27 protein-coding genes are annotated in these 25584 nt (G+C 61.8%); 16 read left to right on the top strand and 11 right to left on the bottom strand.

The window, feature by feature from the left end:
* The 6 genes from ACKLLE_RS04280 to gloB all read right to left on the bottom strand — a co-directional run bounded on the left by ACKLLE_RS04280 (position 1) and on the right by gloB (position 8214).
* Complete coding sequence (locus tag ACKLLE_RS04280) at positions 1–1020, bottom strand: ABC transporter permease (RefSeq protein ID WP_064301776.1); 1020 nt, start codon at positions 1018–1020, stop codon at positions 1–3.
* A gap of 1 nt (position 1021) precedes the next feature.
* Positions 1022–2095: a microcin C ABC transporter permease YejB gene (locus ACKLLE_RS04275; protein ID WP_009400259.1), complete on the bottom strand. Its 1074-nt coding sequence runs from the start codon at positions 2093–2095 to the stop codon at positions 1022–1024.
* Position 2096: 1 nt separating this feature from the next.
* A complete protein-coding gene (locus ACKLLE_RS04270; protein WP_420056983.1) occupies positions 2097–3944 on the bottom strand; it encodes an extracellular solute-binding protein in 1848 nt (615 codons plus the stop codon).
* Positions 3941–5770, bottom strand: a complete 1830-nt coding sequence (locus tag ACKLLE_RS04265; protein WP_420056982.1) for an extracellular solute-binding protein — start codon at positions 5768–5770, stop codon at positions 3941–3943. The genes ACKLLE_RS04270 and ACKLLE_RS04265 overlap by 4 nt, the downstream gene beginning before the upstream one ends.
* A 118-nt stretch (positions 5771–5888) precedes the next feature.
* Positions 5889–7334, bottom strand: a complete 1446-nt coding sequence (locus ACKLLE_RS04260) for a lytic transglycosylase domain-containing protein (RefSeq protein WP_420056981.1) — start codon at positions 7332–7334, stop codon at positions 5889–5891.
* A gap of 100 nt (positions 7335–7434) precedes the next feature.
* A complete protein-coding gene (gene gloB / locus ACKLLE_RS04255; protein WP_420057064.1) occupies positions 7435–8214 on the bottom strand; it encodes a hydroxyacylglutathione hydrolase in 780 nt (259 codons plus the stop codon).
* Between the two features lie 79 nt (positions 8215–8293).
* On the opposite strand from gloB, the gene ACKLLE_RS04250 reads away from it, so the two are divergent.
* The 6 genes from ACKLLE_RS04250 (at position 8294) to ACKLLE_RS04225 (ending at position 13861) form a co-directional block, all read left to right on the top strand.
* Entirely contained in the window at positions 8294–9088 is a 795-nt protein-coding gene (locus ACKLLE_RS04250) for a methyltransferase domain-containing protein (RefSeq protein ID WP_064301774.1), read from the top strand.
* Complete coding sequence (rnhA, locus tag ACKLLE_RS04245; RefSeq protein WP_009400248.1) at positions 9085–9531, top strand: ribonuclease HI; 447 nt, start codon at positions 9085–9087, stop codon at positions 9529–9531. The genes ACKLLE_RS04250 and rnhA overlap by 4 nt, the downstream gene beginning before the upstream one ends.
* An 86-nt stretch (positions 9532–9617) precedes the next feature.
* Positions 9618–10364: a DNA polymerase III subunit epsilon gene (gene dnaQ, locus ACKLLE_RS04240; RefSeq protein ID WP_009400247.1), complete on the top strand. Its 747-nt coding sequence runs from the start codon at positions 9618–9620 to the stop codon at positions 10362–10364.
* Between the two features lie 87 nt (positions 10365–10451).
* Complete coding sequence (locus tag ACKLLE_RS04235) at positions 10452–12707, top strand: Orn/Lys/Arg family decarboxylase (RefSeq protein WP_420056980.1); 2256 nt, start codon at positions 10452–10454, stop codon at positions 12705–12707.
* Positions 12708–12765: 58 nt separating this feature from the next.
* Positions 12766–13335, top strand: a complete 570-nt coding sequence (locus ACKLLE_RS04230) for an SPOR domain-containing protein (RefSeq protein WP_064301772.1) — start codon at positions 12766–12768, stop codon at positions 13333–13335.
* A 100-nt stretch (positions 13336–13435) separates the two neighbouring features.
* Entirely contained in the window at positions 13436–13861 is a 426-nt protein-coding gene (locus ACKLLE_RS04225) for a hypothetical protein (RefSeq protein ID WP_064301771.1), read from the top strand.
* 2 nt (positions 13862–13863) lie between these two features.
* On the opposite strand, the gene ACKLLE_RS04220 is transcribed toward ACKLLE_RS04225, so the two are convergent.
* Both ACKLLE_RS04220 and ACKLLE_RS04215 read right to left on the bottom strand, forming a co-directional pair.
* On the bottom strand, positions 13864–14553 hold the full coding sequence (locus ACKLLE_RS04220; protein WP_420056979.1) for an endonuclease: 690 nt from the start codon (positions 14551–14553) through the stop codon (positions 13864–13866).
* Between the two features lie 5 nt (positions 14554–14558).
* A complete protein-coding gene (locus ACKLLE_RS04215; protein WP_064301770.1) occupies positions 14559–14804 on the bottom strand; it encodes a DUF1654 domain-containing protein in 246 nt (81 codons plus the stop codon).
* A gap of 381 nt (positions 14805–15185) precedes the next feature.
* On the opposite strand from ACKLLE_RS04215, the gene ACKLLE_RS04210 reads away from it, so the two are divergent.
* The 5 genes from ACKLLE_RS04210 to rbsK are packed head-to-tail and all read left to right on the top strand — an operon-like array spanning position 15186 to position 20605.
* Positions 15186–16133, top strand: a complete 948-nt coding sequence (locus ACKLLE_RS04210; RefSeq protein WP_420056978.1) for a sugar ABC transporter substrate-binding protein — start codon at positions 15186–15188, stop codon at positions 16131–16133.
* Entirely contained in the window at positions 16130–17674 is a 1545-nt protein-coding gene (locus ACKLLE_RS04205) for a sugar ABC transporter ATP-binding protein (RefSeq protein ID WP_420056977.1), read from the top strand. The genes ACKLLE_RS04210 and ACKLLE_RS04205 overlap by 4 nt, the downstream gene beginning before the upstream one ends.
* Entirely contained in the window at positions 17671–18660 is a 990-nt protein-coding gene (locus tag ACKLLE_RS04200; RefSeq protein ID WP_064301767.1) for an ABC transporter permease, read from the top strand. The genes ACKLLE_RS04205 and ACKLLE_RS04200 overlap by 4 nt, the downstream gene beginning before the upstream one ends.
* Before the next feature lie 4 nt (positions 18661–18664).
* Positions 18665–19687: a LacI family DNA-binding transcriptional regulator gene (locus ACKLLE_RS04195; RefSeq protein ID WP_064301766.1), complete on the top strand. Its 1023-nt coding sequence runs from the start codon at positions 18665–18667 to the stop codon at positions 19685–19687.
* A 9-nt stretch (positions 19688–19696) separates the two neighbouring features.
* Complete coding sequence (rbsK, locus tag ACKLLE_RS04190; protein WP_420056976.1) at positions 19697–20605, top strand: ribokinase; 909 nt, start codon at positions 19697–19699, stop codon at positions 20603–20605.
* On the opposite strand, the gene ACKLLE_RS04185 is transcribed toward rbsK, so the two are convergent.
* Positions 20550–20810, bottom strand: coding sequence for a hypothetical protein (locus ACKLLE_RS04185; protein WP_009400229.1), 261 nt, complete (start codon positions 20808–20810; stop codon positions 20550–20552). The two genes, rbsK and ACKLLE_RS04185, sit on opposite strands and share 56 nt — an antisense overlap.
* Positions 20811–20993: 183 nt before the next feature.
* Between ACKLLE_RS04185 and ACKLLE_RS04180 the strand changes: the two genes are divergently transcribed.
* Complete coding sequence (locus ACKLLE_RS04180) at positions 20994–21296, top strand: hypothetical protein (protein WP_420056975.1); 303 nt, start codon at positions 20994–20996, stop codon at positions 21294–21296.
* A 135-nt stretch (positions 21297–21431) separates the two neighbouring features.
* Positions 21432–21752 (top strand): I78 family peptidase inhibitor, encoded by a 321-nt coding sequence (locus ACKLLE_RS04175; protein ID WP_420056974.1) that lies wholly within the window; start codon positions 21432–21434, stop codon positions 21750–21752.
* Positions 21753–21811: 59 nt separating this feature from the next.
* Here ACKLLE_RS04175 and ACKLLE_RS04170 read toward each other — a convergent pair whose 3' ends face one another.
* Entirely contained in the window at positions 21812–22024 is a 213-nt protein-coding gene (locus ACKLLE_RS04170) for a cold-shock protein (RefSeq protein WP_064301762.1), read from the bottom strand.
* Between the two features lie 150 nt (positions 22025–22174).
* Complete coding sequence (locus ACKLLE_RS04165) at positions 22175–22483, bottom strand: hypothetical protein (protein ID WP_420056973.1); 309 nt, start codon at positions 22481–22483, stop codon at positions 22175–22177.
* Positions 22484–22852: 369 nt separating this feature from the next.
* On the opposite strand from ACKLLE_RS04165, the gene thrS reads away from it, so the two are divergent.
* The 3 genes from thrS to rpmI are packed head-to-tail and all read left to right on the top strand — an operon-like array spanning position 22853 to position 25581.
* On the top strand, positions 22853–24775 hold the full coding sequence (thrS, locus tag ACKLLE_RS04160) for a threonine--tRNA ligase (RefSeq protein WP_009394043.1): 1923 nt from the start codon (positions 22853–22855) through the stop codon (positions 24773–24775).
* Positions 24775–25326: a translation initiation factor IF-3 gene (gene infC / locus ACKLLE_RS04155; protein ID WP_170395068.1), complete on the top strand. Its 552-nt coding sequence runs from the start codon at positions 24775–24777 to the stop codon at positions 25324–25326. The genes thrS and infC overlap by 1 nt, the downstream gene beginning before the upstream one ends.
* 60 nt (positions 25327–25386) lie before the next feature.
* Complete coding sequence (gene rpmI / locus ACKLLE_RS04150; protein WP_009394045.1) at positions 25387–25581, top strand: 50S ribosomal protein L35; 195 nt, start codon at positions 25387–25389, stop codon at positions 25579–25581.
* The last annotated feature ends 3 nt before the right edge of the window (positions 25582–25584 follow it).

Genomic DNA, 25584 nt, shown 5'->3' with positions numbered 1-25584 from the left:
TCATTTCCTCGGGTCGAAGGCATCGCGGGCGGATTCGCCGATGAATACCAGCAGGCTCAGCATCAGGGCCAGCACGGCGAAGGCACTGATGCCCAGCCATGGCGCCTGCAGATTGGATTTGCCCTGGGCCACCAGTTCGCCCAGGGACGGAGCGCCCGGCGGCAGACCGAAGCCGAGGAAGTCCAGGGCGGTCAGGGTACCGATGGCGCCGGTGAGAATGAACGGCAGGAAGGTCATGGTCGAGACCATGGCGTTGGGCAGGATGTGCCGGTACATGATTGCCGCGTTCTGCATGCCGAGGGCGCGCGCGGCCCGCACGTATTCCAGGTTGCGCCCGCGCAGGAACTCCGCGCGCACCACATCCACCAGGCTCATCCAGGAGAACAGCAGCATGATCCCCAGCAGCCACCAGAAGTTGGGCTGGACGAAGCTGGCCAGGATGATCAGCAGATACAGCACCGGCAGGCCCGACCAGATCTCCAGGAAGCGCTGTCCGGCCAGATCGACCCAGCCGCCATAAAAGCCCTGCAGCGCACCGGCTATCACGCCGATGATGGAGCTGAGCACGGTCAGCGTCAGGGCGAACAGCACCGAGATACGGAAGCCGTAGATCACCCTTGCCAGCACATCCCGCCCTTGGTCATCGGTGCCCAGCCAGTTCTGCGCGGAAGGCGGCGCAGGGGCAGGGACCTTGAGGTCGTAGTTGATGCTCTGGTAGCTGAATGGAATCGGCGCCCAGACCACCCAGCTCTGCTTCTTCTCCAGCAGGTCGCGGATGTACGGGCTCTTGTAGTTGGCCTCGAGCGGGAATTCGCCGCCGAAGGTGGTCTCGGGGTAGCGCTTGAACGCCGGGAAGTAGAACTCGCCGTCGTAGCGCACCACCAGTGGTTTGTCGTTGGCGATCAATTCCGCGCCGAGGCTCAGGCCGAACAGGATCACGAACAGCCAAAGCGACCACCAGCCGCGGCGGTTGGCCTTGAAGCGCTCGAAGCGGCGGCGATTGAGAGGGGACAGTTTCATCTCAGTGCTCCCGGCTTTCGAAGTCGATGCGTGGATCGACCAGGGTGTAGGTCAGGTCGCCGATCAGTTTCACCACCAGCCCCAGCAGGGTGAAGATGAACAGCGTGCCGAAGACCACCGGGTAATCGCGGTTGATCGCTGCCTCGAAGCTCATCAGGCCGAGGCCGTCGAGGGAGAAGATCACCTCGACCAGCAGCGAGCCGGTGAAGAATATGCCGATGAAGGCCGAAGGGAAGCCGGCGATCACCAGCAGCATGGCATTGCGGAACACATGGCCGTAGAGCACGCGGTTCGGCGTCAGGCCCTTGGCCTTGGCCGTGACCACGTATTGCTTGTTGATCTCGTCGAGGAAGCTGTTCTTGGTCAATAGGGTCATGGTGGCGAAGTTGCCGATGACCAGGGCGGTGATCGGCAGGGCCAGGTGCCAGAAATAGTCGGTGATCTTGCCCCAGGTGCTCAGTTCATCGAAGTTGCTCGACGTCAGTCCGCGCAACGGGAACCAGTCCAGGTAGCTGCCGCCGGCGAAGACCACGATGAGCAGGATGGCGAAGAGGAAGGCGGGAATCGCATAACCGACGATGATCGCCGAGCTGGTCCAGACATCGAAGTGGCTGCCGTGCCGGGTGGCCTTGGCGATCCCCAGGGGAATCGATACCAGGTACATGATCAGGGTGCTCCACAGCCCCAGCGAGATGGACACCGGCAGTTTTTCCGCGATCAGGTCGACGACCTTGGCATCGCGGAAGAAGCTGTCGCCGAAGTCCAGCCGGGCATAGTTCTTGACCATGATCCACAGGCGTTCCGGCGCCGACTTGTCGAAGCCGTACATGCGCTCGATTTCCTTGACCAACGCCGGATCCAGGCCTTGCGCACCGCGATAATTGGAGCCGGCCACCGAGACTTCGGCGCCTCCGCCGGCAATCCGGCTGGTGGCGCCCTCGAAGCCTTCGAGCTTGGCGATCATCTGTTCCACCGGGCCGCCGGGAGCGGCCTGGATGATAACGAAGTTGATGATCAGGATGCCGAACAGGGTCGGGATGATCAGCAGCAGGCGCCGCAGTATGTAGGCCAGCATCTTACTGCTCCCCGTCGGCTGCGGTGTCCTGCGGTGTCACCGGGGTGGCCGGCTTGACCTCGGGCTTGATCCACCAGGTATTGATGCCGATATCGTACTTGGGCGGAGTGTCCGGGTGGCCGATATGGTTCCAGTAGGCCACGCGCCAGGTCTTGATATGCCAGTTCGGCACCACGTAGTAGCCCCAGAGCAATACGCGGTCAAGGGCGCGGGTATGGGCAATCAGGTTCTGCCGCGAGTCGGCGTTGATCAGCGATTCCACCAGGCTATCGATTGCTGGGTCCTTGAGGCCCATGTAGTTGCGGCTGCCCGGGTTTTCGGCGCTGCTGCTTTGCCAGAACTCGCGCTGTTCGTTACCCGGGGAATTCGATTGCGGGAAACCGCCCACGATCATGTCGAAGTCCCGGGAGCGCAGGCGGTTGATGTATTCGGCGACATCGACGCGGCGGATGTTCAGGGTGATGCCGAGATCGGCAAGGTTGCGTTTGTAAGGCAGGAGGATGCGTTCGAACTCGGTCTGTGCGAGCAGGAACTCGATGGTCAGTGGCTTGCCCTGGGCATCCACCATCCGGTCGTTTTCAATGCGCCAGCCGGCATCCTGGAGCAGTTTGTAGGCCTGGCGCTGCTGCTCGCGGATCATGCCGCTGGCGTCGGTGACCGGGTTCTTGAACTCCTCGGTGAAGACCTGCTCGGGAATCTTGCCGCGCAGCGGTTCCAGGAGCTTCAGCTCATCGGGGCCAGGCAGGCCCCGGGCGGCCATCTCCGAGTTTTCGAAATAGCTGCCGGTGCGGGTGTAGGCCCCGTTGAACAACTGTTTGTTGGTCCATTCGAAGTCCAGCAGCAGGCTTAGCGCATGGCGCACCCGCACGTCCTGGAACACCGGGCGACGCAGGTTGAAGACGAAGCCCTGCATGCCGGTGGGCGTGCCATTGGGGATCTCCTCGCGGATCAGGCGTTTTTCCCGCACGGCGGGGATGTTGTAGGCGGTGGCCCAGTTCTTCGCGCTGGTCTCGAACCAGTAGTCGAACTGCCCGGCCTTGAGCGCTTCGAGGGCTACGGTGTTGTCGCGGTAATAGTCGACGGTGATGGTGTCGAAGTTGTAGAAGCCGCGGTTGATGGGCAGGTCCTTGCCCCAGTAGTTCTTGTCGCGCACCAGGCGGATCGAGCGTCCTGGCTTGACCTCGGCGACCTTGTATGGCCCGCTGCCCACCGGGATTTCCAGGCTGCCCTTGGTGAAATCGCGGCTTTCCCAGAAGTGTTTCGGCAGCACGGCGAGCTGGCCAAGGATCAGCGGCAGCTCACGGTTGTTGCTGTGCTTGAACTTGAACAGGACCTTGAGCGGGTCTTCGGCGACCACCTCGGCGACGTCCGCGTAATAGCCGCGGAACATCGGGGCGCCGCTTTTCATCAAGGTATTGAAGGTGAACACCACGTCTTCCGCGCGCACCGGTGTGCCGTCGTGAAAGCGCGCATCCGGACGCAGGTAGAAACGCACCCAACTGTTGTCCGGGGCTTTCTCGATCTGCCTGGCCAGCAGGCCGTACTCGGTGAAGGGCTCGTCCAGGCTGGCGCGGGCCAGCGTGTCGTAGACCAGGTCGATGTTGTCTGCTGGCACACCCTTGCTGATGAACGGGTTGAGGCTGTCGAAGCTGCCGAAACCGTTCTCGCGGAAGGTGCCGCCCTTTGGCGCGTCGGGATTCACATAGTCGAAATGCTTGAAGTCCGCCGGGTACTTCGGCGCTTCGTTGTAAAGGGTCACGGCATGTTGCGGCGCAGCCAGACCCGGCAGGCTCAGGCCGGCCAGAAGCAGGCCGCCGAGCATCAGGCGCAGACGGGGCATCGGCATCATTGGGCGTTCTCCGAAGGCTTGAGCCACCAGGTATTCAGCCCCAGGGTATAGGGCGGGGTGGTGACGAAGGCGAACCGGTTGCGGTAGGCCAGGCGGTGATAGTCGAGATACCAGTTGGGAATCATGTAGTACTGCCACGACAGCACCCGATCCAGGGCGCGGGCGGCGGCCACCTGGTCATCGCGGGTCTGTGAGGCGAGAAGGGCGTCGAGCAGGTGGTCGACCACCGGGCTGTCGACTCCGGCGTAGTTCTTGCTGCCCTTGGTGCTGGCCTGGCTGGAATGGAAATACTGCCATTGTTCCAGCCCGGGGCTGAGGGTCTGGGTCAGGGTCATCAGGATCATGTCGAAATCGAACTGGTCCAGGCGCTGCTTGTACTGGGCCCGGTCGACGGTTCGCAGGCGTGCGTCGATGCCGATGCTGGCGAGGTTCTCCACGTAGGGCTGGAGAATGCGTTCCAGGTTCGGATTGACCAGCAGGATCTCCAGCCTGAGCGGCTGGCCGTTGCTGTTCAGCAAACGCTGCCCGTCGAGCTTCCAGCCGGCCTTGCCGAGCAGTTCCAGGGCCTGGCGCAACTGGTCGCGGCCGATTCCGCGGCCGTCGGTCTGGCTGACGGCGAAGGGTTTGGTGAACATCGCGGCGGGCAGTTGGTCACGGTACGGGGCCAGCAGCAGCCACTCCTTGCCCACCGGCAAGCCTTCGGCGCTGAATTCACTATTGGGATAGAAGCTGGTGGCACGCCGGTAGGCGCTGCTGAACAGTGCCCGATTGGTCCACTCGAAGTCGAACATCAGGCCCAGCGCCTGGCGTACGCGGCGATCGGCAAAGGCTGCGCGCCGGCTGTTCATGAACAGCCCTTGGGTCTGGGTCGGGATCTGGTGCTTGATCTGCGCCTTTATCACCTGGCCACGACGCACCGCCGGAAAGTTGTAGCCATTGGCCCAGTTTTTCGCCTGGTGCTCGATGTAGATGTCGAACTCGCCGGCCTTGAAGGCTTCGAATGCCACGTCGCTGTCGCGATAGAACTCGTACTCGACGCGATCGAAGTTGTACTTGCCCCGATTGACCGGCAGGTCCTTGCCCCACCAGTCCTTGACTCGCTCGAACACCAGGCGCCGGCCCGGCTGTACCTCGCTGATGCGATACGGGCCACTACCCAGTGGTGGCTCGAAGGTGGTGGCCTTGAAGTCGCGGCCTTGCCAGTAATGCTGTGGCAGCACGGGCATTTCACCGAGACGCAGGATCAGCAGGGGATTGCCGGCACGCTTGAAGACGAAGCGGATGCGCTGGGGGTTGAGCACATCGACCCGTTCGACCTCCTGGAGGTTGGTGCGGTAGATCGGGTGGCCTTCCTTGAGCAGGGTGCGGTAGGAAAATGCGACATCCGCCGCGGTGATCGGCCGGCCATCATGGAAACGTGCCTCCGGACGCAGGTTGAAGACCACCCAGCTGCGGTCTTCCGCATACTCGACCGAACGGGCGATCAGCCCGTAGCTCGACGTCGCCTCGTCTCCGGACGGGTCGTACTGGCCGGTGCCGACCATCAGCGTTTCATTGAGCTCGTTGACCCCGTATTGCAGGAAGTTCGGCGTGGTAACCGGACTGCTGCCCTTGAAGGTATAGGGATTGAGGGTGTCAAAGGTGCCGAATGCCATGGCACGCAAGATGCCGCCTTTTGGCGCTTGCGGGTTGACCCAATCGAAGTGGGTAAATTTGGCTGGGTACTTGAGCGTGCCGAACTGGGCGTAACCGTGACTTTCGGTGATCGTTGCGCCCGCGGGAAAGCTCAAGGCCAGGCTGAATGACAGCAGGAGGGGACGTATCAAGTCGGCGATCCGATCCAGGCGGCTTGGGCTTTGTTTCCCTACAGTAACAGCTTGTATCGGCAGGAAAAAGAGCGCATCCGTGGCGTCTGGCGCCGCAGTCGGGCGGCGCCTTCCTTTATCAATGAGGCAGGTAGACGGTGAGTGTCTGGCCTGGCTTCAAAGCCTGGCCGCTGCGCGGATTCCAGCGCTTGAGATGTTGCATCTCGACATTGAAGCGTTTGGCGACCAGGTACAGCGAATCACCCTTGCGCACCTTGTACTGGGTGGCGCGCTGCTTGTTGCCGGCAGCAGGTGCCGACTTCGTGGTCGAGGCCAGCTTGATGGCCGGCTGGCTGCTGTTCATGACCAGGGTCTGGCCTGCGCTCAGGCGGTTGCCCTTGAGCTTGTTCCAGCGTTGCAGGTCCTTGACGCTGACCCGGTTGGCCTTGGCGATGCTGCCCAGGCTGTCGCCACGCTTGACCTTGTAGCGCATGCTACGTGCAGGCGGGGTTTCAGCTTCGGCGAGGGCGGCCTTGAACACTGCGGCCTGGGGTTGCAGGGCGAGCAGTTCCTCGGGCTTCATGCTCGACAGGCTGCTGGTCAGCAGTTGTGCCTTGGCAGTGGGCACCAGCAACTGCTGGGGGCCATCCACGGTCATGCGTTTCTTGAAGGCAGGATTGAGCTGGAACAGCTCGTCCTCGTCGATCTCGGCCAGGGCGGCGACCCGCGACAGGTCGAGGCGGTCCTTGATGGCAACGGCCTCGAAATAGGGTTCGTTGGCGATCGGATTGAGATTGACCCCGTAGGCCTCTGGCGTCAGCACCACCTGGGACAGGGCCAGCAGCTTCGGCACGTAGTCGCGGGTTTCCTGGGGGAGCGGCAGGTTCCAGTAGTCGGTCGGCAGGCCAAGCCGTTCGTTGCGCTCGATGGCCCGGCTGACCGTGCCTTCGCCGGCGTTGTAGGCGGCCAGGGCCAGCAGCCAGTCGCCGTTGAACATGTCGTGCAGGCGGGTCAGGTAGTCCAGCGCGGCGTTGGTCGACGCGGTGATGTCGCGGCGGCCATCGTAGAAACGGGTCTGGCGCAGGTTGTAGTGACGCCCTGTGGAGGGAATGAACTGCCACAGTCCGACCGCGTGGGCACGGGAATAGGCCAGCGGGTTGTAGGCGCTCTCGATTGCCGGCAACAGGGCCAGCTCCAGCGGCATTTCGCGTTCTTCGAGGCGCTCGACGATGTAGTGGATATAGAGGCTGCTGCGGTCGCCAGCGGTCTCGAGGAAACTCGGGTTGCTGGCAAACCACAGGCGCTGCTGCTCGATACGCGGGTTGACGCCGATATCGTCCTGCAACTGGAAGCCCTGGCGGATGCGCTCCCAGACGTCCTGCGGCGCCTGCTCGGCGGGCTTGGCCTGGACGAACACAGGCTTGTGCTTCACGCGGGGCTGGACGTGCATGCGAACGGCTTCGTTGTCGCCCATTTGACTGGTGCTCTGGCAGCCCACGAGGGTGGCTGTCAGGCCGAGCGCGACGGCCTGTGCAAGGCGCGTCATGGCGACGGTGGTGAAGGTTCTGCGGCGATTGGACGACATTGGCTGGGACAGAGTTCCGGGCGAAAATGTCGGGCGATTCTAGAAAGCGCCCCCAGGCGGGTCAACCTTTCAGAACCGGCCGGTCATCAAGCGGCAATCATCAGAACTTATCCTTCCATGCCCTCAGCCCAGCAAAAACAGCACTTGGCGTAGGGTTTAAGGCGCCTGTCCGTTCGTCTGCTTTTTCTTTAACGGATGTTTCTTCCACCCGCAAAAAAGGGTTGGTCAGACGTTCCAGGGCGATGCTCGAGGGCAAGGTGATGCGATTTTCCGAACGCAAGCGGGAAACTTCTTCGAACCGTGCCAGAACCTGCTGGTTGGCCGGCTCGACGGCACAGGCAAAACGCAGGTTGCTCAGGGTGTATTCATGTGCGCAGTACACCAGCGTCGTTCCCGGCAAGGCAGCCAGACGTTGCAGTGAGTCATGCATCTGCTGCGGCGTGCCTTCGAACAACCTGCCGCAGCCGGCTGCGAACAGGGTGTCGCCGCTGAACAGCAAGGGCGTGGTGGGCTGGTCGCTGAAGTAGGCGATGTGCCCGAGGGTGTGGCCGGGAACCGCGAAGACCCGGAAGTCGGTATCCAGGACCCGTACCACCGCGTTGTCTTCAAGGGCCAGGTCGCGTCCGGGAATGGCTTCGCTGGCCGGCCCGCAGACCCGCGCACCGGTGGCCGCCTTCAGGGTTTCGACACCGCCGGTATGGTCATGGTGATGATGCGTTACGAGGATATCCTCCAGGCGCCATCCGGGATGCTGCCCGAGCCACTCCAGCACCGGTGCCGGATCGCCCGGATCGACTACTGCGCAGCGGCGGCTTTCGGCGTCCTGCAACAACCAGATGTAGTTGTCATTGAAAGCGGGCAAGGCTTCTATCTGTATCATCGAGCGATTCGCCAAACGTGGGACAAGGGTGCATCTTAGTAGCTATGTGTTCCATCGAGAACCTTCAAGGGAGAATGCAATGACCGATCAAGCCTTCGCCCACGCCGATCCGCAATGGCTCGAACTGATCAGCCTGGCCCGCGACTGGTTCGCCGGCCCCTTGGGGCAACTGATGCTCGCCGAGGAGCAGCGCCTGCTCGAGGACGAACTGGGCCGTTATTTTGGTGGCTATCTGGTCCATTACGGGCCTGGCGCCGAGCCGCCCCCCACGGCCCCCCAGGTGCAGCGCAACGTGCGGCTCGGTGCGCCACTGCCGGGAGTCGAAATCGTTTGCGAGGAGCAGGCCTGGCCGCTCAGCGAACATGCGGCCGACGTGGTGGTACTGCAACACGGCCTGGACTTTTCCCTGTCGCCCCACGGCCTGCTCCGCGAAGCGGCCAGCAGTGTGCGCCCCGGAGGGCACCTGCTGATCGTCGGCATCAACCCCTGGAGCAGTTGGGGCATTCGTCGTGTATTTGCCCACGATGCCTTGCGCAAGGCTCGCTGCATCTCGCCGTCGCGGGTTGGCGACTGGCTCAACCTGCTGGGGTTCGCGCTGGAGAAACGCCGGTTCGGGTGCTATCGTCCGCCGCTTGCCTCGCCGGCCTGGCAAGCCAGGTTGGCGGGGTGGGAGCGTCTTGCCGGGCGCTGGCAGGGCTCCGGTGGCGGGGTCTACCTGCTTGTCGCGCGCAAGATGGTGGTCGGCCTGCGACCGTTGCGCCAGGAGCGCCGCGAGCCGATGGGCAAGCTGCTGCCGCTGCCGCTGGCCAAGGTCAATCGCCAGGCGCCCCACCCGGAAGGCAGACCTTTCAACGATGAAAAAGGCTGTACATGAGCGATAGCGTCGAGATCTACACCGATGGTGCCTGCAAGGGCAATCCCGGCCCCGGCGGGTGGGGCGTCCTGATGATCTACAAGGGGGTCGAGAAGGAGCTCTGGGGTGGCGAGCGGGAAACCACCAACAACCGCATGGAACTGATGGCGGCCATCAAGGGCCTGGAGGCGCTGCGCCGCGAGTGCGAGGTGCTTCTGGTGACCGACTCCCAGTACGTGATGAAAGGCATCACCGAGTGGATGACCAACTGGAAGAAACGGGGCTGGAAGACGGCCGCCAAGGAACCGGTGAAGAACGCCGATCTCTGGCAGTTGCTCGACGAGCAGGTCAACCGGCACAAGGTCAAGTGGCAATGGGTACGCGGCCATATCGGCCATCACGGCAACGAACGTGCCGACCAGTTGGCCAATCGCGGAGTCGACGAGGTCCGCGGCATGCGCTGAGGCGCCTGTCGATGAATCTCCGGGACGCAATGGCGAAGCTGGGTTAAGATTCGCCGCTTTCAGCAACACGGCAGGAGATCACCGGCGTGGATTTGCAAAACAACAGGTCGGTAGTCCTCGATACCGAAACCACCGGTATGCCGGTGACCGATGGCCACCGGGTCATCGAGATCGGTTGTGTCGAACTGATCGGGCGGCGTCTGAGCGGGCGTCACTTCCACGTCTATCTGCAGCCGGATCGTCCAAGCGACGAGGCTGCCATTGGCGTTCACGGCATCACCGACGCCTTCCTGGTGGGCAAGCCGCGCTTCGCTGAAGTCGCCGACGAGTTCTTCGAGTTCATCCAGGGCGCGCGCCTGGTCATCCACAACGCATCGTTCGACGTTGGCTTCCTCAACAATGAATTCGCCCTGATCGGCCAGCAGGATCGCGCCGACCTGTCGCAGCATTGCGAGATTCTCGACACCCTGATGATGGCCCGCGAGCGCCATCCGGGTCAGCGCAACAGCCTCGATGCCTTGTGCAAACGCTACGGCATCGACAACTCCGGTCGTGAACTGCACGGCGCCTTGCTCGACTCCGAGTTGCTCGCCGATGTCTTCCTGGCGATGACCGGTGGCCAGACCAGCCTGTCGCTGGCTGGCACCGAGGGCGAGGGTGAAGGTGCGGCGAACCAGGGCAGCGAGATCCGCCGGCTGCCCGCCAGCCGGCAGGCCGGACGTATCATCCGCGCCACGCCCGAGGAACTCGAAGCCCACCTTGCCCGCCTCGAAGCGGTGGCCAAGTCCGCCGGTGCGCCGGCCCTGTGGCAGCAACTGGCGCAGGGCAACTGAGGCATTTCCCGCGCGCCATCGCGGCGACCTTCTACCCTGAGATGAACGGCCCACGAGGCCTGTCGCAGGAAGAAGGTAACGCCGCTCATGTACAAGGACCTCAAGTTTCCCGTTCTCATCGTTCACCGTGACATCAAGTCCGACACCGTGGCCGGTGATCGTGTCCGTGGCATTGCCCAGGAGCTGGCCCAGGACGGTTTCACCATCCTCAGCGCCATCGACTACGCCGAAGGTCGCCTGGTCGCCGCCACCCATCACGGCCTCGCCTGCATGCTGATCGCCGCAGAGGGCGCCGGCGAGAACACCCATCTGTTGCAGAACATGGTCGAACTGATTCGCCTGGCCCGCTCCCGTGCGCCCCATTTGCCGATCTTCGCCCTGGGCGAGCAGGTCACCCTGGAAAACGCCCCCGCCGATGCGATGAGCGAGCTGAACCAGTTGCGCGGCATCCTGTACCTGTTCGAAGACACCGTGCCTTTTCTCGCTCGCCAGGTTGCCCGCGCTGCGCACAATTACCTCGACGGCCTGCTGCCGCCATTTTTCAAGGCGCTGGTGCAGCACACCGCGCAATCCAATTACTCGTGGCATACCCCGGGCCACGGTGGCGGCGTAGCCTATCGCAAGAGTCCGGTAGGGCAGGCGTTTCACCAGTTTTTCGGGGAGAACACCCTGCGCTCCGACCTCTCGGTTTCCGTGCCGGAACTGGGCTCGTTGCTGGATCACACGGGCCCCTTGGCAGAGGCCGAAGCCCGCGCCGCGCGCAATTTCGGTGCCGACCACACGTTCTTCGTGATCAACGGCACTTCGACGGCGAACAAGATCGTCTGGCATTCGATGGTGGGCCGCGATGACCTCGTGCTGGTGGATCGCAACTGCCACAAGTCGGTGCTCCACGCGATCATCATGACCGGCGCGATTCCCCTGTACCTGTGTCCGGAACGCAACGAGCTGGGCATCATCGGGCCGATTCCACTCAGCGAGTTCAGCCCCGAGTCGATCCAGGCCAAGATCCTTGCCAATCCGCTCGCCAGGGGGCGTGAGGCGCGGGTCAAGATGGCGGTGGTGACCAACTCCACCTATGACGGCTTGTGCTACAACGCCGAGATGATCAAGCAGACCCTTGGCAACAGCGTCGAGGTCCTGCATTTCGACGAGGCCTGGTACGCCTATGCGGCCTTCCACGAATTTTTTGCCGGACGCTACGCCATGGGCACCTCGCGCAGCGCCGAAAGCCCGCTGGTGTTCAGTACCCACTCCACCCACAAGCTGCTTGCCGCCTTCAGCCAGGCATCGATGATCCATGTGCAGGATGGCGGTCGTCGACAGCTGGACCGCGACCGTTTCAATGAAGCGTTCATGATGCACATTTCCACCTCGCCCCAGTACAGCATCCTGGCCTCTCTGGATGTGTCCTCGGCGATGATGGAAGGGCCGGCGGGGCGCTCGCTGCTTCAGGAAATGTTCGACGAGGCCCTGAGCTTCCGGCGCGCCCTGGCCAACCTGCGCGAACACCTTGGTGCCGACGACTGGTGGTTCAGCGTCTGGCAGCCGCCGCGGGTCGAGGGTATCCATCGTGTCGCCACGGAAGACTGGCTGCTCGAGCCCCAGGCGCAGTGGCACGGCTTCGGTGATCTCGGCGAGGACTACGTGCTGCTCGACCCGATCAAGGTGACCCTGGTCATGCCCGGCCTGGATGCGGCGGGAAGCCTGGATCGCAATGGCATTCCCGCGGCGGTGGTCAGCAAATTCCTCTGGGAACGCGGCCTGGTGGTGGAAAAGACCGGGCTCTACTCCTTCCTGGTGCTGTTTTCGATGGGGATCACCAAGGGCAAATGGAGCACGTTGCTCACCGAACTGCTGGAGTTCAAGCGCAGCTACGATGCCAATACCGAGCTGGCCCACTGCCTGCCGTGCGTCGCCAGCCTGGATCCGCAGCGTTACCGTGGCATGGGGTTGCGTGATCTATGCGATCAGCTGCATGCCTGTTATCGCAGCAATGCTACTGCCAAGCAGCTCAAGCGCCTCTACACCCGGTTGCCGGAAGTGGTGATGAAACCGTCCATGGCCTACGACAAGCTCGTTCGCGGTGAAGTGGAGGCGGTTCCTATCGAGCAGTTGCTGGGCCGTGTCGCCGCGGTGATGCTGGTCCCGTATCCACCGGGCATTCCGCTGATCATGCCTGGTGAGCGCTTCACCGAGGCGACCCGGTCGATCATCGATTACCTCGCTTTCGCGCGGGCTTTCGACACCGGTTTTCCCGGATTCGTCGCCGACGTGCATGGTTTGCAACATCAGGAAACAGATGGTGGGCGGGTGTACACCGTGGACTGCGTCAAGGAGTAGCGGACCGGGAGTGTGGCCGGGTGCTAGAATCCGCCGCTTGAATTCAGGAGGTAAGCGCGTGCGCAAAGTGGCGGTGGTAATGGCAGTGCTGGCCCTGGCCGGCTGTGACAACGATGCCGAGCGGGTGCACAAGCAGGTCGCCGAGCACCTGCAGAATCCGAAGACGGCCAAGTTCGCCAACGTGCGGTTCAATACCAAGGGCGATATCTGTGGCCAGTTCCGCGGCAAGGACGACAACGGCAACTACCTGCCATACCGCAGCTACGTAGCGATCAAGAACGGCGCGGATTACAACGTCATCATCGACGAAACCGGCAACGACTTGCGTATCCGGGAAGTCTGCGGTGGTGCTGACCTGCAGCGTCGTGCCGATGCCCTCGCCAACGACCCGGCACCGCAGGGGTGGGATGTGGAAATCGTCCAGGGGCCGAACATGGGGGCGTTGAGCGATATCACCGCGCGCCTGATCGAGAAGGGCATCCCGTCCTCGGTGGTGTACCGTGACGGCAAGCCTGTTGTCCTTCTCGGGCCGTTCATGGAAAAGGCCGAGGCCGTGGCCAGCAAAGACGATGTAATGGCACGCCTGGGCACCGACTCGGTGGTCATCCAGCACGGCGCCCCGCGATAATCCTTTGTGTAATGTCCTCTGGAACGGTATTGGCGCATTGTCGGTCTATGCTCATTGATAGAGGTGTTTCAATGAGTGCGGCAACGGTGAGGAGGGGGCCATGTCCACGCTGGAGCGAGCCATTACGGTTGCAGCCCGTGCCCATGAAGGGCACCGTGACAAAGGCGGCGCTGCGTACATCCTGCATCCATTGCGGGTGATGCTGCGGGTTTCGACTACCGAGCAGCGCATCGTCGCAGTGCTGCACGAGGTGCTTCAGGATTCACCCATGACCCTGTCCGATCTGGCGCGCGAAGGCTTCGCCCTGAAGATCCTCGCTGCGGTGCAGGCGTTGAGTCCACGGTGCGATGAAAGCGACGAGGAATTCGTTGCCAGGATCGGCAGTGACCCGCTGGCCCGGGCAGTCAAGCTGGCGGACCTGGCCGATGAAAGCGATCCGGGCCGCATCCAGGTTGCAGGCCCTGCCGACATTGCCCGACTGCAGCGTTGCCAGCAGGCCAGTGCCTATCTACAGACGCTGGCCTGACTTCAACTGCAAGCCTTGAGATCAACCGGGCCGACGAATTCGTTGCCGTGGCCCATTACGCACGCTACGCGCTGGTTGCGTTGGCGCTCCCAGGCCTGCGCCGGATAGGTCTTGTTCCAGGCTTCGTACAACTGGCGGTCTTGCCTGGACAAGCGCAGGTCATATTGCTTGCTCATGTAGAAGTAGGTGCGCGCGATCATTCCTCGAATGGAAGGGCGCGGCATGACCTTTTTCGCCTTGAAATCCACCTGGGTCAGGCACGAACCATATTGCCCGTGTTGCTCGGGCAGCCAGCCGAAAGCGAAGTTGCTGCGATCACCATTCACCTCGCCGATGCTCGGCACCAGGTTGTGCAGGTCGGCTTCTGCACGCTGGTACAGGGTATCGTTGCGCGAACAGTTCTTGCGTCCACCGCTTTGCCAGCATTGGCGCTGATGACCGATCTGCCAGGCCGGCACTATGTGCTCCCACTCGATCCGCGAGGCGCGGTTGGCATTCTTGCGCGGGACGTAGCCACAGCCAGCAAGGTCCACCTTGTTCCCGGTGTACTTGCAACCGCAATAGAACTCCGTCGATTGCGGGGCGTACAAGCGCCAGGCGATCTTCTTCGCTTCGCTGAAAGTCCGGGGTGCGTCTGCGTGGGCGGTGAGGCTGAACAACAGGCAGCTGGCTGCCAAAAACATGAATCTCATCCGCGTCAGTCTTCCTTCGGCACCGTCCAGAAAATCTGCACGCCGCCATCGTCGCGATGGGCGAGGGTGACGTTGTCGTTCTCTGCTATTTCCTCGAGCAGGGTTTCCCAGTCGTCCGAGGACTCCTGTTCGAGGCGAAAGATCAGCGCCGCCTTCGAGCGCTGGGCGGTCGGGGAATTGATGATTTTCTGGATGCGCACGCCGAGTTGCTCATAACTGCTGGCTGGCGTGGTAGCGGAGGGAGTAGCCACGAAAGTGTTCCTTGTTTTTGCTGTATGCGCATACAGTATTTAACTGTAGGATTTTTCGCAACAGCTAGTCGGTTCGAAGAGGGTGTATGACTGCTTCGCCGCAGTTTTGCTGCATCGGCGGCAAAACAATTTTCAATGCGCGTTCGCATAGCTCATGTAGGACTCCGCGAAAGCTGGCCCTCTGCCCGAAATCGAAAAGGCACTTTGTTCCCTCTGGAATTCCGGGCTATTGAAAGTTTGGATTTCCAGGCGTTTGAGCGACAATTCCCCGGATATCGTCGCGTGGCGGCTGCCTATTTGACAAAGCCCTGTGCCGCTTTCATAGTTGCGTACAGCAAACGTTTGCTATCCGATAAAAAAGCAAAAAACGGAGTGAACTTCATGCATTTGCCTTCCCTTGGACGGATCCGGGCCTTGGCCGTACTCGCCGTTCTTTTCACTGCTTCCGTCGCCTGCGCCGAAGACCGCCCCAAGGTTGCCCTGGTCATGAAGTCCCTCGCCAACGAGTTCTTCCTGACCATGGAGGATGGCGCCAAGGCCTATCAGAAAGAACACCCGGATGACTTCGAGCTGGTGTCCAACGGCATCAAGGACGAATCCGATACTGGCGCGCAGATCCGTATCGTCGAGCAGATGATCGTCTCCAGGGTGGATGCCCTGGTAATCGCACCTGCCGATTCCAAGGCACTGGTGCCAGTGATCAAGCGCGCCATGGATGCCGGCATCATCGTGATCAATATCGATAACCGCCTCGATCCCGGGGTGCTTGCGAGCAAGCAACTCAGCGTGCCCTTCGTCGGGCCGGACAACCGCAAGGGCGCGCGTCTGGTCGGCGACTACCTGGCGAGCAGGCTCAAGGCCGGTGACGAGGTCGGCATCATCGAAGGAGTGCCGACTACCACCAATGCGCAGCAACGTACCGCCGGCTTCCAGGACGCGATGGAGGCAGCGCAGATGAAGGTTGTCTCGGTACAGTCCGGCAACTGGGAAATCAACAAGGGCAATGCCGTTGCGTCGGCGATGATCAACGAATACCCCAATCTCAAGGCCTTGCTTGCAGGCAACGACAGCATGGCACTGGGCGCGGTCTCGGCGGTGCGCTCGACGGGGCGTAGCGGTCAGGTTCAGGTGGTGGGGTACGACAACATCAAGGCCATTGCGCCGATGCTGGCCGACGGGCGTGTGCTCGCCAGCGCCGACCAGTATGCCGCCCGACAGGCAGTATTTGGCATCGAGGCGGCGTTGAAGATGCTCAACGGCGAAAAGCCAGAGGTGGATGGCGACAATGTCATCCAGACGCCGGTCGACCTGGTGGTCGGCAAACAATGAGCACCGACGTGCTACTGACCGTCAGCGGGGTAGGCAAGACCTACGCCCAGCAGGTGCTTGGCGGCATCGACCTTACCCTTCGGCGCGGCGAGGTAGTGGCGCTTACCGGCGAGAATGGCGCGGGCAAGAGTACGCTGTCGCGGATCATCGCCGGCCTGGAACCGGCCAGCGCCGGAAGCATGGAGTTCCAGGGGCGTCCCTACCAGCCAGGCAGTCGCACTGTTGCCGAGCGCCTGGGTGTACGAATGGTGATGCAGGAACTCAACCTGCTGCCGACCCTCAGCGTTGCGGAAAACCTGTTCCTCAACCAGTTGCCCGGACGCTTCGGCTGGATCGATCGCAAGCGCCTGCGGCGCCAGGCCGGGGTGGCCATGGCGCGCATGGGGCTGCAGGCTATCGATCCGGATACGCCGGTGGCAGAGCTGGGCATAGGCCACCAGCAGATGGTGGAGATCGCCCGCAACCTTATCGGCGACTGCCATCTGCTGATTCTCGACGAGCCCACTGCCATGCTCACGGCGCATGAGGTTGAACTGCTTTTCGAGCAGATAGAGCTCCTGCGTGAGCGCGGAGTCGCGGTGCTTTATATCTCCCACCGATTGGAAGAGCTCAGGCGCATCGCGCAACGTATCGCGGTGCTGCGCGATGGCCAGCTGGTCTGCGTCGAGCCGATCCTGCGCTACAGCAGCCAGGAGTTGCTCAGGTTGATGGCGGGGCGGGAGCTGGTCGAGCATATCCAGGCGCCGGATCGGCGGATTGGCGAGCCGTTGCTGCGGGTCCGCGGCCTGGGGCGAGGAGAAAAGGTCGTCGATGTTTCGTTCGAAGTGCGGGCTGGCGAGGTCTTCGGGTTGTTCGGCCTGGTGGGCGCAGGACGTACCGAACTGCTGCGCCTGATCTACGGCGCAGACCCTGCCGATCACGGCACGCTGGAGGTGGGCCGGCCACTGCGGAAATGCCGCATCGATTCGCCGATGGCGGCGGCGCGTCTTGGCATTGCCCTGATCAGCGAGGACCGCAAGGGCCAGGGTCTGCTTCCGGGCGAGTCGGTCAGTGCCAACCTGGTCCTGGGGAACCTCGCAGCGGTATCCCGCGCGGGTATGGTGAGCCAAAGCGCCGAGCGGGCGCTGGCCGAACGGTGCATCGCTGCCCTGGGCATACGTAGCGCAGGATCGGAGCAGTTGGTCAGGGAGCTGTCCGGCGGTAATCAGCAGAAGGTCGTGATCGGCCGATGGCTCGAACGGGACTGCCAGGTGTTGTTGTTCGACGAACCGACCCGGGGCATCGACGTCGGCGCGAAGCTGGATATCTATCATCTGCTTGCCGAACTGACTCGCCAGGGCAAGGCGCTGGTGGTGGTATCCAGCGACCTGCGCGAGTTGATGCTGGTATCCGACCGTATCGGTGTGCTCAGTGCGGGGCGGCTGGTGAGTACCTTCGAGCGGGGCGACTGGAGCCAGGACAACCTGCTGGCTGCGGCCTTTTCCGGCTATCACGAACCTGAAGCGCTGTCGTCCGCGGCAGCGCCGGGAAATGCGCTATGAAGACATCCTCCCTGGGTACTGCGCCGACGGCCAAGCGTGCCCCCGGTCGGCTTGCGTTCGGCACCTGCTTCGGCCTTGCAGGTGCCCTGCTGGGCATGGTTGCCCTGTTTTCCCTGCTCAGCAGCCATTTCCTGTCCTATGCGACCTTCAGCACGCTTGCCAACCAGATTCCCGATCTGATGGTGCTGGCGGTAGGCATGACGTTCGTGCTGGTCATCGGCGGAATCGATCTCTCCGTCGGCTCGGTGCTGGCCCTCGCGGGTTCGGTGGTGAGCGTCGCCATGCTGGGTTGGGGCTGGAGTGTATTGCCGGCAGCCTTGCTGGGCATGGGCAGTGCGGCCCTGGTCGGCAGCCTTACCGGATCCATCACCGTAGCCTGGCGTATTCCTTCCTTCATCGTATCCCTTGGTGTGCTGGAGATGGCCAGGGGTGCTGCCTATCAACTGACCGATTCGCGCACTGCCTATGTCGGGGATGCCCTGGCCTGGTTGTCCGATCCCATCGCCTTTGGCATTTCGCCGTCGTTCCTGATTGCCCTGGCTGTGATCGTGTTGGCCCAATTGGTGCTGGTGCGTACGGTCTTCGGCCGCTATCTGGTCGCAATCGGCACCAATGAAGAGGCCGTGCGCCTGGCCGGGGTCGATCCCCGTCCCTACCGGATCCTCGTGTTTGCCCTGATGGGGTTGCTTGCCGGCCTGGCGGCATTGTTCCAGGTCTCCCGGCTGGAGGCGGCCGACCCCAATGCCGGCTCCGGCCTGGAGCTGCAGGTCATCGCCGCCGTGGTGATCGGTGGTACCAGCCTGATGGGCGGGCGTGGCTCGGTGGTCAGTACGTTCTTCGGCGTACTGATCATTTCCGTGCTGGCGGCGGGGCTGGCGCAAATCGGGGCGTCGGAGCCGACAAAGCGCATCATTACCGGAGCGGTCATCGTGATCGCCGTGATTATCGACACTTATCGCAGCCGGCGCACAAGTCGGTGGAATTGAAAGCATGGCAACCATAAAAGACGTAGCGGCACTGGCTGGAATTTCCTATACCACCGTGTCCCATGTGCTGAACAAGACCCGGCCGGTCAGCGAGCCGGTGCGTTTGAAGGTCGAGGCCGCGATCGCCGAACTCGACTATGTGCCCAGTGCAGTGGCACGCTCCCTCAAGGCCCGCAGCACCGCAACCATCGGTCTGCTGGTGCCCAATAGCGTCAACCCGTATTTTGCCGAGCTGGCCCGGGGAATCGAGGATGCCTGCGAGCGGAACGGCTATTGCGTCATTCTGTGCAATTCCGACGACAACCCGAAAAAGCAGCGCAGTTATTTGCGGGTGCTGCTGGAAAAGCGCATCGACGGCCTGATCGTGGCTTCGGTAGGGGAGGAGCGCGATCTGCTCGAGAGCCTGTCAGGTGTGCGAACCCCCATGGTCATTCTCGATCGCGAGCTGGAGGGGGTGGACGCCGATCTCGTGCGCATCGACCACGAGCAGGGAGCCTACCTGGCGACCCGACACCTGCTTGATCTGGGGCACGTGGATATCGCCTGCATCAATGGCCCGGCGCAGACCAGCGTGGCGAAGATGCGCCTTGCCGGCTTCCGGCGGGCCCTGGCTGAAGCGGGGGTGAGCTTGCCCGAGGGGCGGGTGCTCAGCAGTGAGTTCACCAGCCTTGGTGGTTATGGTGCGGCAGCCCGCCTGCTCGCCGGCGACCGCCCGACGGCGATCTTCGCCGGCAACGACATGATCGGCATGGGTGTATTGCGCGCTGCTGCCGAGCGTCATATCACGGTGCCGGGCGAGTTGTCGGTGATCGGTTTCGACGATATCCAGATGTGCCAGTACGTCTATCCGGCGTTGACCACGGTCGGGCAGTCCATCCGTGACCTTGGCGAGATGGCTGCGTCGATGCTGTTGCGGCGCATAGTGGCTGCTGGAACGCTACCTGTGGAACAGCGGATCGTCGCGCCGAAGATCGTCCTGCGCGAGTCTACCGGGCGCAGTCCTGACCTGTTCGGCGCAGAGGGCTGAGGGCGCATCATGCAGGGCAGGGTTGTGGTGATCGGCAGTCTCAACATGGACCTGGTGACTCGCGCACAGCGTCTGCCACGAGCAGGGGAGACCCTGGCGGGAGAATCTTTCACCACGGTCCCCGGGGGCAAGGGGGCGAACCAGGCGGTCGCCGCTGCAAGGCTCGGGGCCGAGGTGGCGATGATCGGTTGTGTCGGTGATGATGCCTATGGCCAGTCGCTGCGCGAGGGCCTGATTGCAGAGGGTATCGACTGTCGAGCGCTCGAGGTGGTTGCCGGCATGTCCAGCGGTGTGGCGTTGATCGTGGTGGATGCAGCCAGCCAGAACACCATCGTCATTGTCGCGGGCAGCAATGGTTGCCTGTCCTCTCGCTTGATAGAACGTTTCGACGCGATGCTGCAGGGGGCGGATGTGGTCGTCTGCCAGATGGAGGTACCGCCGGATACCGTGGCATTTGCCCTTGCACGAGCGCGGCAACTGGGCAAGACGGTGATTCTCAATCCTGCGCCGGTCGACGGTCCATTGCCCGTGGAGTGGCTGGCCTCCGTCGACTACCTGATTCCCAACGAAAGCGAGGCGGCGGCCCTGACCGGCCTGCCCGTGGACGACCTGTCCTCGGCGCAGGAGGCAGGCCGGCATCTACGCGGCCTGGGCGCGGTTCGGGTGATCGTTACACTTGGGGCGCAAGGCGCGGTACTGGTCAGTGCCCGGGGAAGCGAGCATTTCGCCGCGCCAGTGGTGCAAGCAGTCGATACCACGGCGGCCGGCGATACCTTCGTCGGTGCGTTCGCGGCGGCTTTGGCTCGCGGCTGCACCGAGCATGAGTCGATTCTTTTTGGCCAGCGTGCTGCTGCGATTTCCGTTACTCGCGCAGGGGCCCAGCCGTCGATTCCTCGTCTGGAAGAGCTCGGTGGCTGACGTCATGGGGATGAGCAGCCAGCGGGTCGTTCCGGTAGCGCTCGAAGACCTGGTCGATGAAGAGGCGGGCGGCATCGCTACCCATCTCCTTGACCAGCAGGTCGATTGCGATAAGGCTCAGTTCTTCCGCTGTTCCCGGGCTATAGGCGCTCTGTCCTTCAGGCCATTTGACCTTGATGTCGGCATCGATGCTGTGGCTGGTCATGGAGATCTCACGGTTGCCGTTTTATTGAAAGCATGCCGCTGGTTCCAGGGTCCCTGTGCTTGCATGACCGGGTTCGGTGCGGTGCTTTCAGTTTAACCGTGTTCCAGGGGAGGTCGCTCTGCGACTTAGGCATAAGGATGCCGACATGGCAAACTATCGGTATTTCTCCGGCAGGACCGCGGCATGACCATCGATCTCAACGACCCCCGGCAATTCACCCTCGACAATGTCCGGCAGTTGCTTGCCAGCGGCAATCCGATGAAGCACAACCAGTTGCGTGTCAGTCGAGCGGGGCAGGCCTGGTTGTCCGAAGTGGTTGGTGGCGCGCAACTGGATGGCTTGCTGTTCCGGCTGGAAACCTGGGCAGCCGGTTCCGGCTGTGTAGGGGCGGCGGCTGCGGAAGATGACAGGTGGGTCCGGCAGGTGTTCAAGGTCCTGCTGGATAACTGGCCAAGGCCTGTCAGCGACTATATCGACCTCTACTGAAACAATTGGTGCAAATTCCAGACACTATTGTCATTTTTCTTGGGCCTGTTGCTCAGGCAAACTGACCCGCTTTTGCAACAATCGGAATCAGATGCTGTCGGATCGAACAGCATTCAGCATCCCTTAGGAGGATTCATGTTTCATTTGCGTGCGTCACTGGCGAGCCTTTTGGCTGCCGCCGTTCTGGCAGGCTGCAGCAGCGGCGGCAGTGTATCGAAGACGCCCGAGCCGGTGGCTCCTGCGAACACTGATGGTCGTTGCGACGCTGGCAATGCCGGGTTTGTCGTTGGCAAGCCTGCGTCTGCCGATCTGCTGGAGCAGGCGCGCAAGGCAAGCGGCGCACAGTTGGCGCGTATCCTGAAACCTACCGATGCGATCACCCTGGAGTATCGCTCCGAGCGGTTGAACCTGCATGCCGATGACAAGGGCATCGTCAATCGCGTCAATTGCGGCTGATTTGTTGCGCCAATAAAAAAACCCGTCGCAAGCGACGGGTTTTTTCATTCGGCAGAGGGTTACTCTGGACGAACCTGTGCAGCCTGCATGCCTTTCTGGCCTTTCTCGGCCACGAAGGATACGGTCTGGCCTTCTTTCAAGGATTTGAAACCGTCGGATTCGATCGCCTTGAAGTGGACGAACAGGTCATCGCCGCCGCCTGCAGGAGTGATGAAGCCGTAGCCTTTCTCATCGTTGAACCATTTAACGGTGCCGTTTTGGCGATTGGACATGGGGTGTATCTCCAGAAACTAGATTTTCGGTAGTGCGGTGTCGCCGAGAGCCAACAGGATGCACTTGATCATCATAGTCTAATTATTCGCAAGTGGTGGCTTTTAGCTTCATCGAATGCTGATCTGGCGCAAGATTGAGCCGGATCAGCCTCACTGTTTAGGCGCGCAGGCGGCTTTCACAGCTGCCTGGGCCCTGTCCCTCAGCTTGGCGTCTACGCCGGCCTTGCTGTCCAGTTGTTCGATTTCCGCGGTGGTGAAGTTCTTCTCGATGGCGTCTGCGCCGCATTTGCAGTGCTTGTCTGCCTGGGCGGCGGTGACACCTTGCTGGCTGCTGGCAACCTGTACGCACTGATCCATGTATTCGCCTTTCTTGCCTGCGGGCCATGGTCCGGCATTGGCGGCCAGGGGCAGCAGCAGGGATCCGGCGGCAGCCAGTGCAAGAAGAGAATGAAGTCGCATAACCAGGCACTCCTTGGGTTTCGGTCTCATGGAAGAGTAGGACGCTTCAATGACTCTGAGCGGGAAAAAACCGCTGGAGTTCACTGAACGGTCTTTTTTCCAAATATTTCTCCTTGTCGGGGGTTCAGCGGGCCGCAGCGCTCGATCCCTGTGCTAGGATGCCCGGCTCGGGTTCGCTGGGCTTCTGCTTCGCGTGTCCCGTACCCACTTATTTCTGTTCCAGTCACTCTGGTTCGTTCCCTGGCAGGCATCCGACTTCTGCCACTGTGAGGCAGGCCTTCCGCAAGGAAGGACAGGGGCGAATCGCGTACTGGCTCATCCCAACCCACGTGACCTTTGGTAGGGGTCACCACTAGGAGAGGAGGCGCCATGCCCGTAATTACTCTTCCCGATGGCAGTCAACGCACGTTCGACAAGGCGGTTACCGTTGCCGAGGTCGCTGCATCCATTGGCGCAGGTTTGGCCAAGGCCACCGTGGCCGGCAAGGTCGACGGCAAGCTGGTCGATGCCTGCGACCTGATCGAGCACGACGCTAGCCTGCAAATCATCACGCCCAAGGACGAAGAGGGGCTGGAAATCATTCGTCACTCCTGCGCGCACCTTGTTGGTCACGCAGTGAAACAGCTGTACCCGACCGCGAAAATGGTCATCGGTCCGGTCATCGACGAAGGCTTCTACTACGACATCGCCTACGAGCGTCCTTTCACGCCTGAAGACATGGCGGCGATCGAGCAGCGCATGCAGCAGCTGATCGACAAGGACTACGATGTCATCAAGAAGGTCACCCCGCGCGCCGAGGTGATCGAAGTGTTCAAGGCCCGTGGCGAGGATTACAAGCTCCGCCTGGTCGAGGACATGCCCGATGAGCAGGCGATGGGCCTGTACTATCACGAAGAATATGTCGACATGTGCCGCGGCCCGCACGTGCCGAACACCCGTTTCCTCAAGTCGTTCAAGCTGACCAAGCTGTCCGGCGCCTACTGGCGCGGCGACGCCAAGAACGAGCAGCTGCAGCGCGTCTACGGCACCGCCTGGGCCGACAAGAAGCAACTGGCTGCCTATATCCAGCGCATCGAGGAAGCGGAAAAACGCGATCACCGCAAGATCGGCAAGCGCCTCGGCCTGTTCCACCTCCAGGAAGAAGCCCCGGGCATGGTGTTCTGGCACCCGAATGGCTGGACCCTGTACCAGGTACTGGAACAGTACATGCGTCAGGTCCAGCGCGAGAACGGCTACCTGGAGATCAAGACGCCGCAGGTGGTCGATCGCACCCTGTGGGAAAAGTCCGGACACTGGGCCAACTACGCCGACAACATGTTCACCACTCAGTCGGAAAACCGTGACTACGCGGTCAAGCCGATGAACTGCCCGTGCCACGTGCAGGTGTTCAATCAGGGGCTCAAGAGCTATCGCGAGTTGCCGCTGCGCCTGGCCGAATTCGGCGCCTGCCACCGTAACGAGGCCTCCGGCGCCCTGCACGGCATCATGCGTGTGCGCGGCTTCACCCAGGACGACGCGCATATCTTCTGCACGGAAGAGCAGATGCAGTCCGAATCGGCAGCGTTCATCAAGCTGACCATGGATGTGTACTCCGACTTCGGTTTCCAGGACATCCAGCTCAAGCTGTCCACCCGTCCCGAAAAGCGCGTCGGCTCCGACGAGCTGTGGGACCGTGCCGAGGCCGCACTGGCCGCTGCACTGGACAACGCAGGCCTGCCGTATGATCTGCAGCCGGGCGAGGGCGCCTTCTATGGTCCGAAGATCGAGTTCTCGCTCAAGGACTGCCTGGGGCGTGTCTGGCAGTGCGGTACCCTGCAACTGGACTTCAACCTGCCGATCCGCCTCGGCGCCGAGTATGTTTCCGAAGACAACGGCCGCAAGCATCCGGTGATGCTGCACCGCGCCATCCTCGGTTCGTTCGAGCGTTTCGTCGGAATTCTGATCGAGCACTACGAAGGTGCATTCCCGGCCTGGCTGGCGCCGACCCAGGCTGTGGTGATGAATATCACCGACAAACAGGCCGAATTCGCCCAGCAGGTGGAAAAAACCCTGACCAATAGCGGATTCCGTGCCAAGTCCGACTTGAGAAATGAAAAGATCGGCTTTAAAATCCGCGAGCATACCTTGCTCAAGGTTCCCTATCTCTTGGTTATTGGAGATCGGGAAGTCGAAACGCAAACTGTCGCTGTGCGTACCCGTGAAGGTGCCGACCTGGGCTCGATGCCCGTCGCCCAGTTCGCGGACTTGCTTGCGCAAGCGGTTTCCCGGCGTGGTCGCCAAGATTCGGAGTAATTACCATTAAGCGTGATATGAGACAGGATAAACGAACTGCACCGAAGGCCCCGATCAACGAGAATATCTCGGCACGCGAGGTTCGGTTAATTGGCGCTGACGGCGAGCAGATTGGCATCGTCTCGATTGATGAAGCGCTTCGTATCGCTGATGAAGCGAAGCTGGACCTGGTAGAAATTTCTGCTGACGCTGTACCCCCTGTATGCCGGGTGATGGACTACGGCAAGAGCCTCTTCGAGAAAAAGAAGCAGCAGGCTGCGGCGAAGAAGAACCAGAAGCAGATCCAGATCAAAGAAATCAAGTTTCGTCCAGGGACGGAGGAAGGGGATTACCAGGTAAAACTACGCAACCTGGTACGTTTCCTTAGTGATGGGGACAAGGCCAAGATCTCTCTGAGATTCCGTGGTCGTGAGATGGCCCACCAGGAGCTGGGCATGGAGCTGTTGAAGCGGGTCGAGGTTGACCTCGCCGAATACGGCACCGTTGAGCAGCATCCGAAGATGGAAGGACGCCAGCTTATGATGGTCATCGCCCCCAAGAAAAAGAAGTAACCACCAGGGCACGGCAGGCCTTGCGGTTATGTTTATCCACTGAATGCGGAGTATCCGAACATGCCAAAAATGAAAACCAAAAGCGGTGCCGCGAAGCGTTTCCTGAAAACCGCTTCCGGCTTCAAGCACAAGCACGCTTTCAAGAGCCACATCCTGACCAAAATGTCGACCAAGCGTAAGCGTCAACTGCGTGGTAGCAGCCTGCTGCACCCGTCGGACGTTGCAAAAGTCGAGCGCATGCTGCGCGTACGTTAATTT

This window comes from Pseudomonas bharatica, assembly GCF_048586865.1.
GTDB lineage: Bacteria > Pseudomonadota > Gammaproteobacteria > Pseudomonadales > Pseudomonadaceae > Aquipseudomonas > Aquipseudomonas bharatica.
Note: the sequence above shows the minus strand (reverse complement) of the source record. Positions and strands in the feature narration are given on the sequence as shown.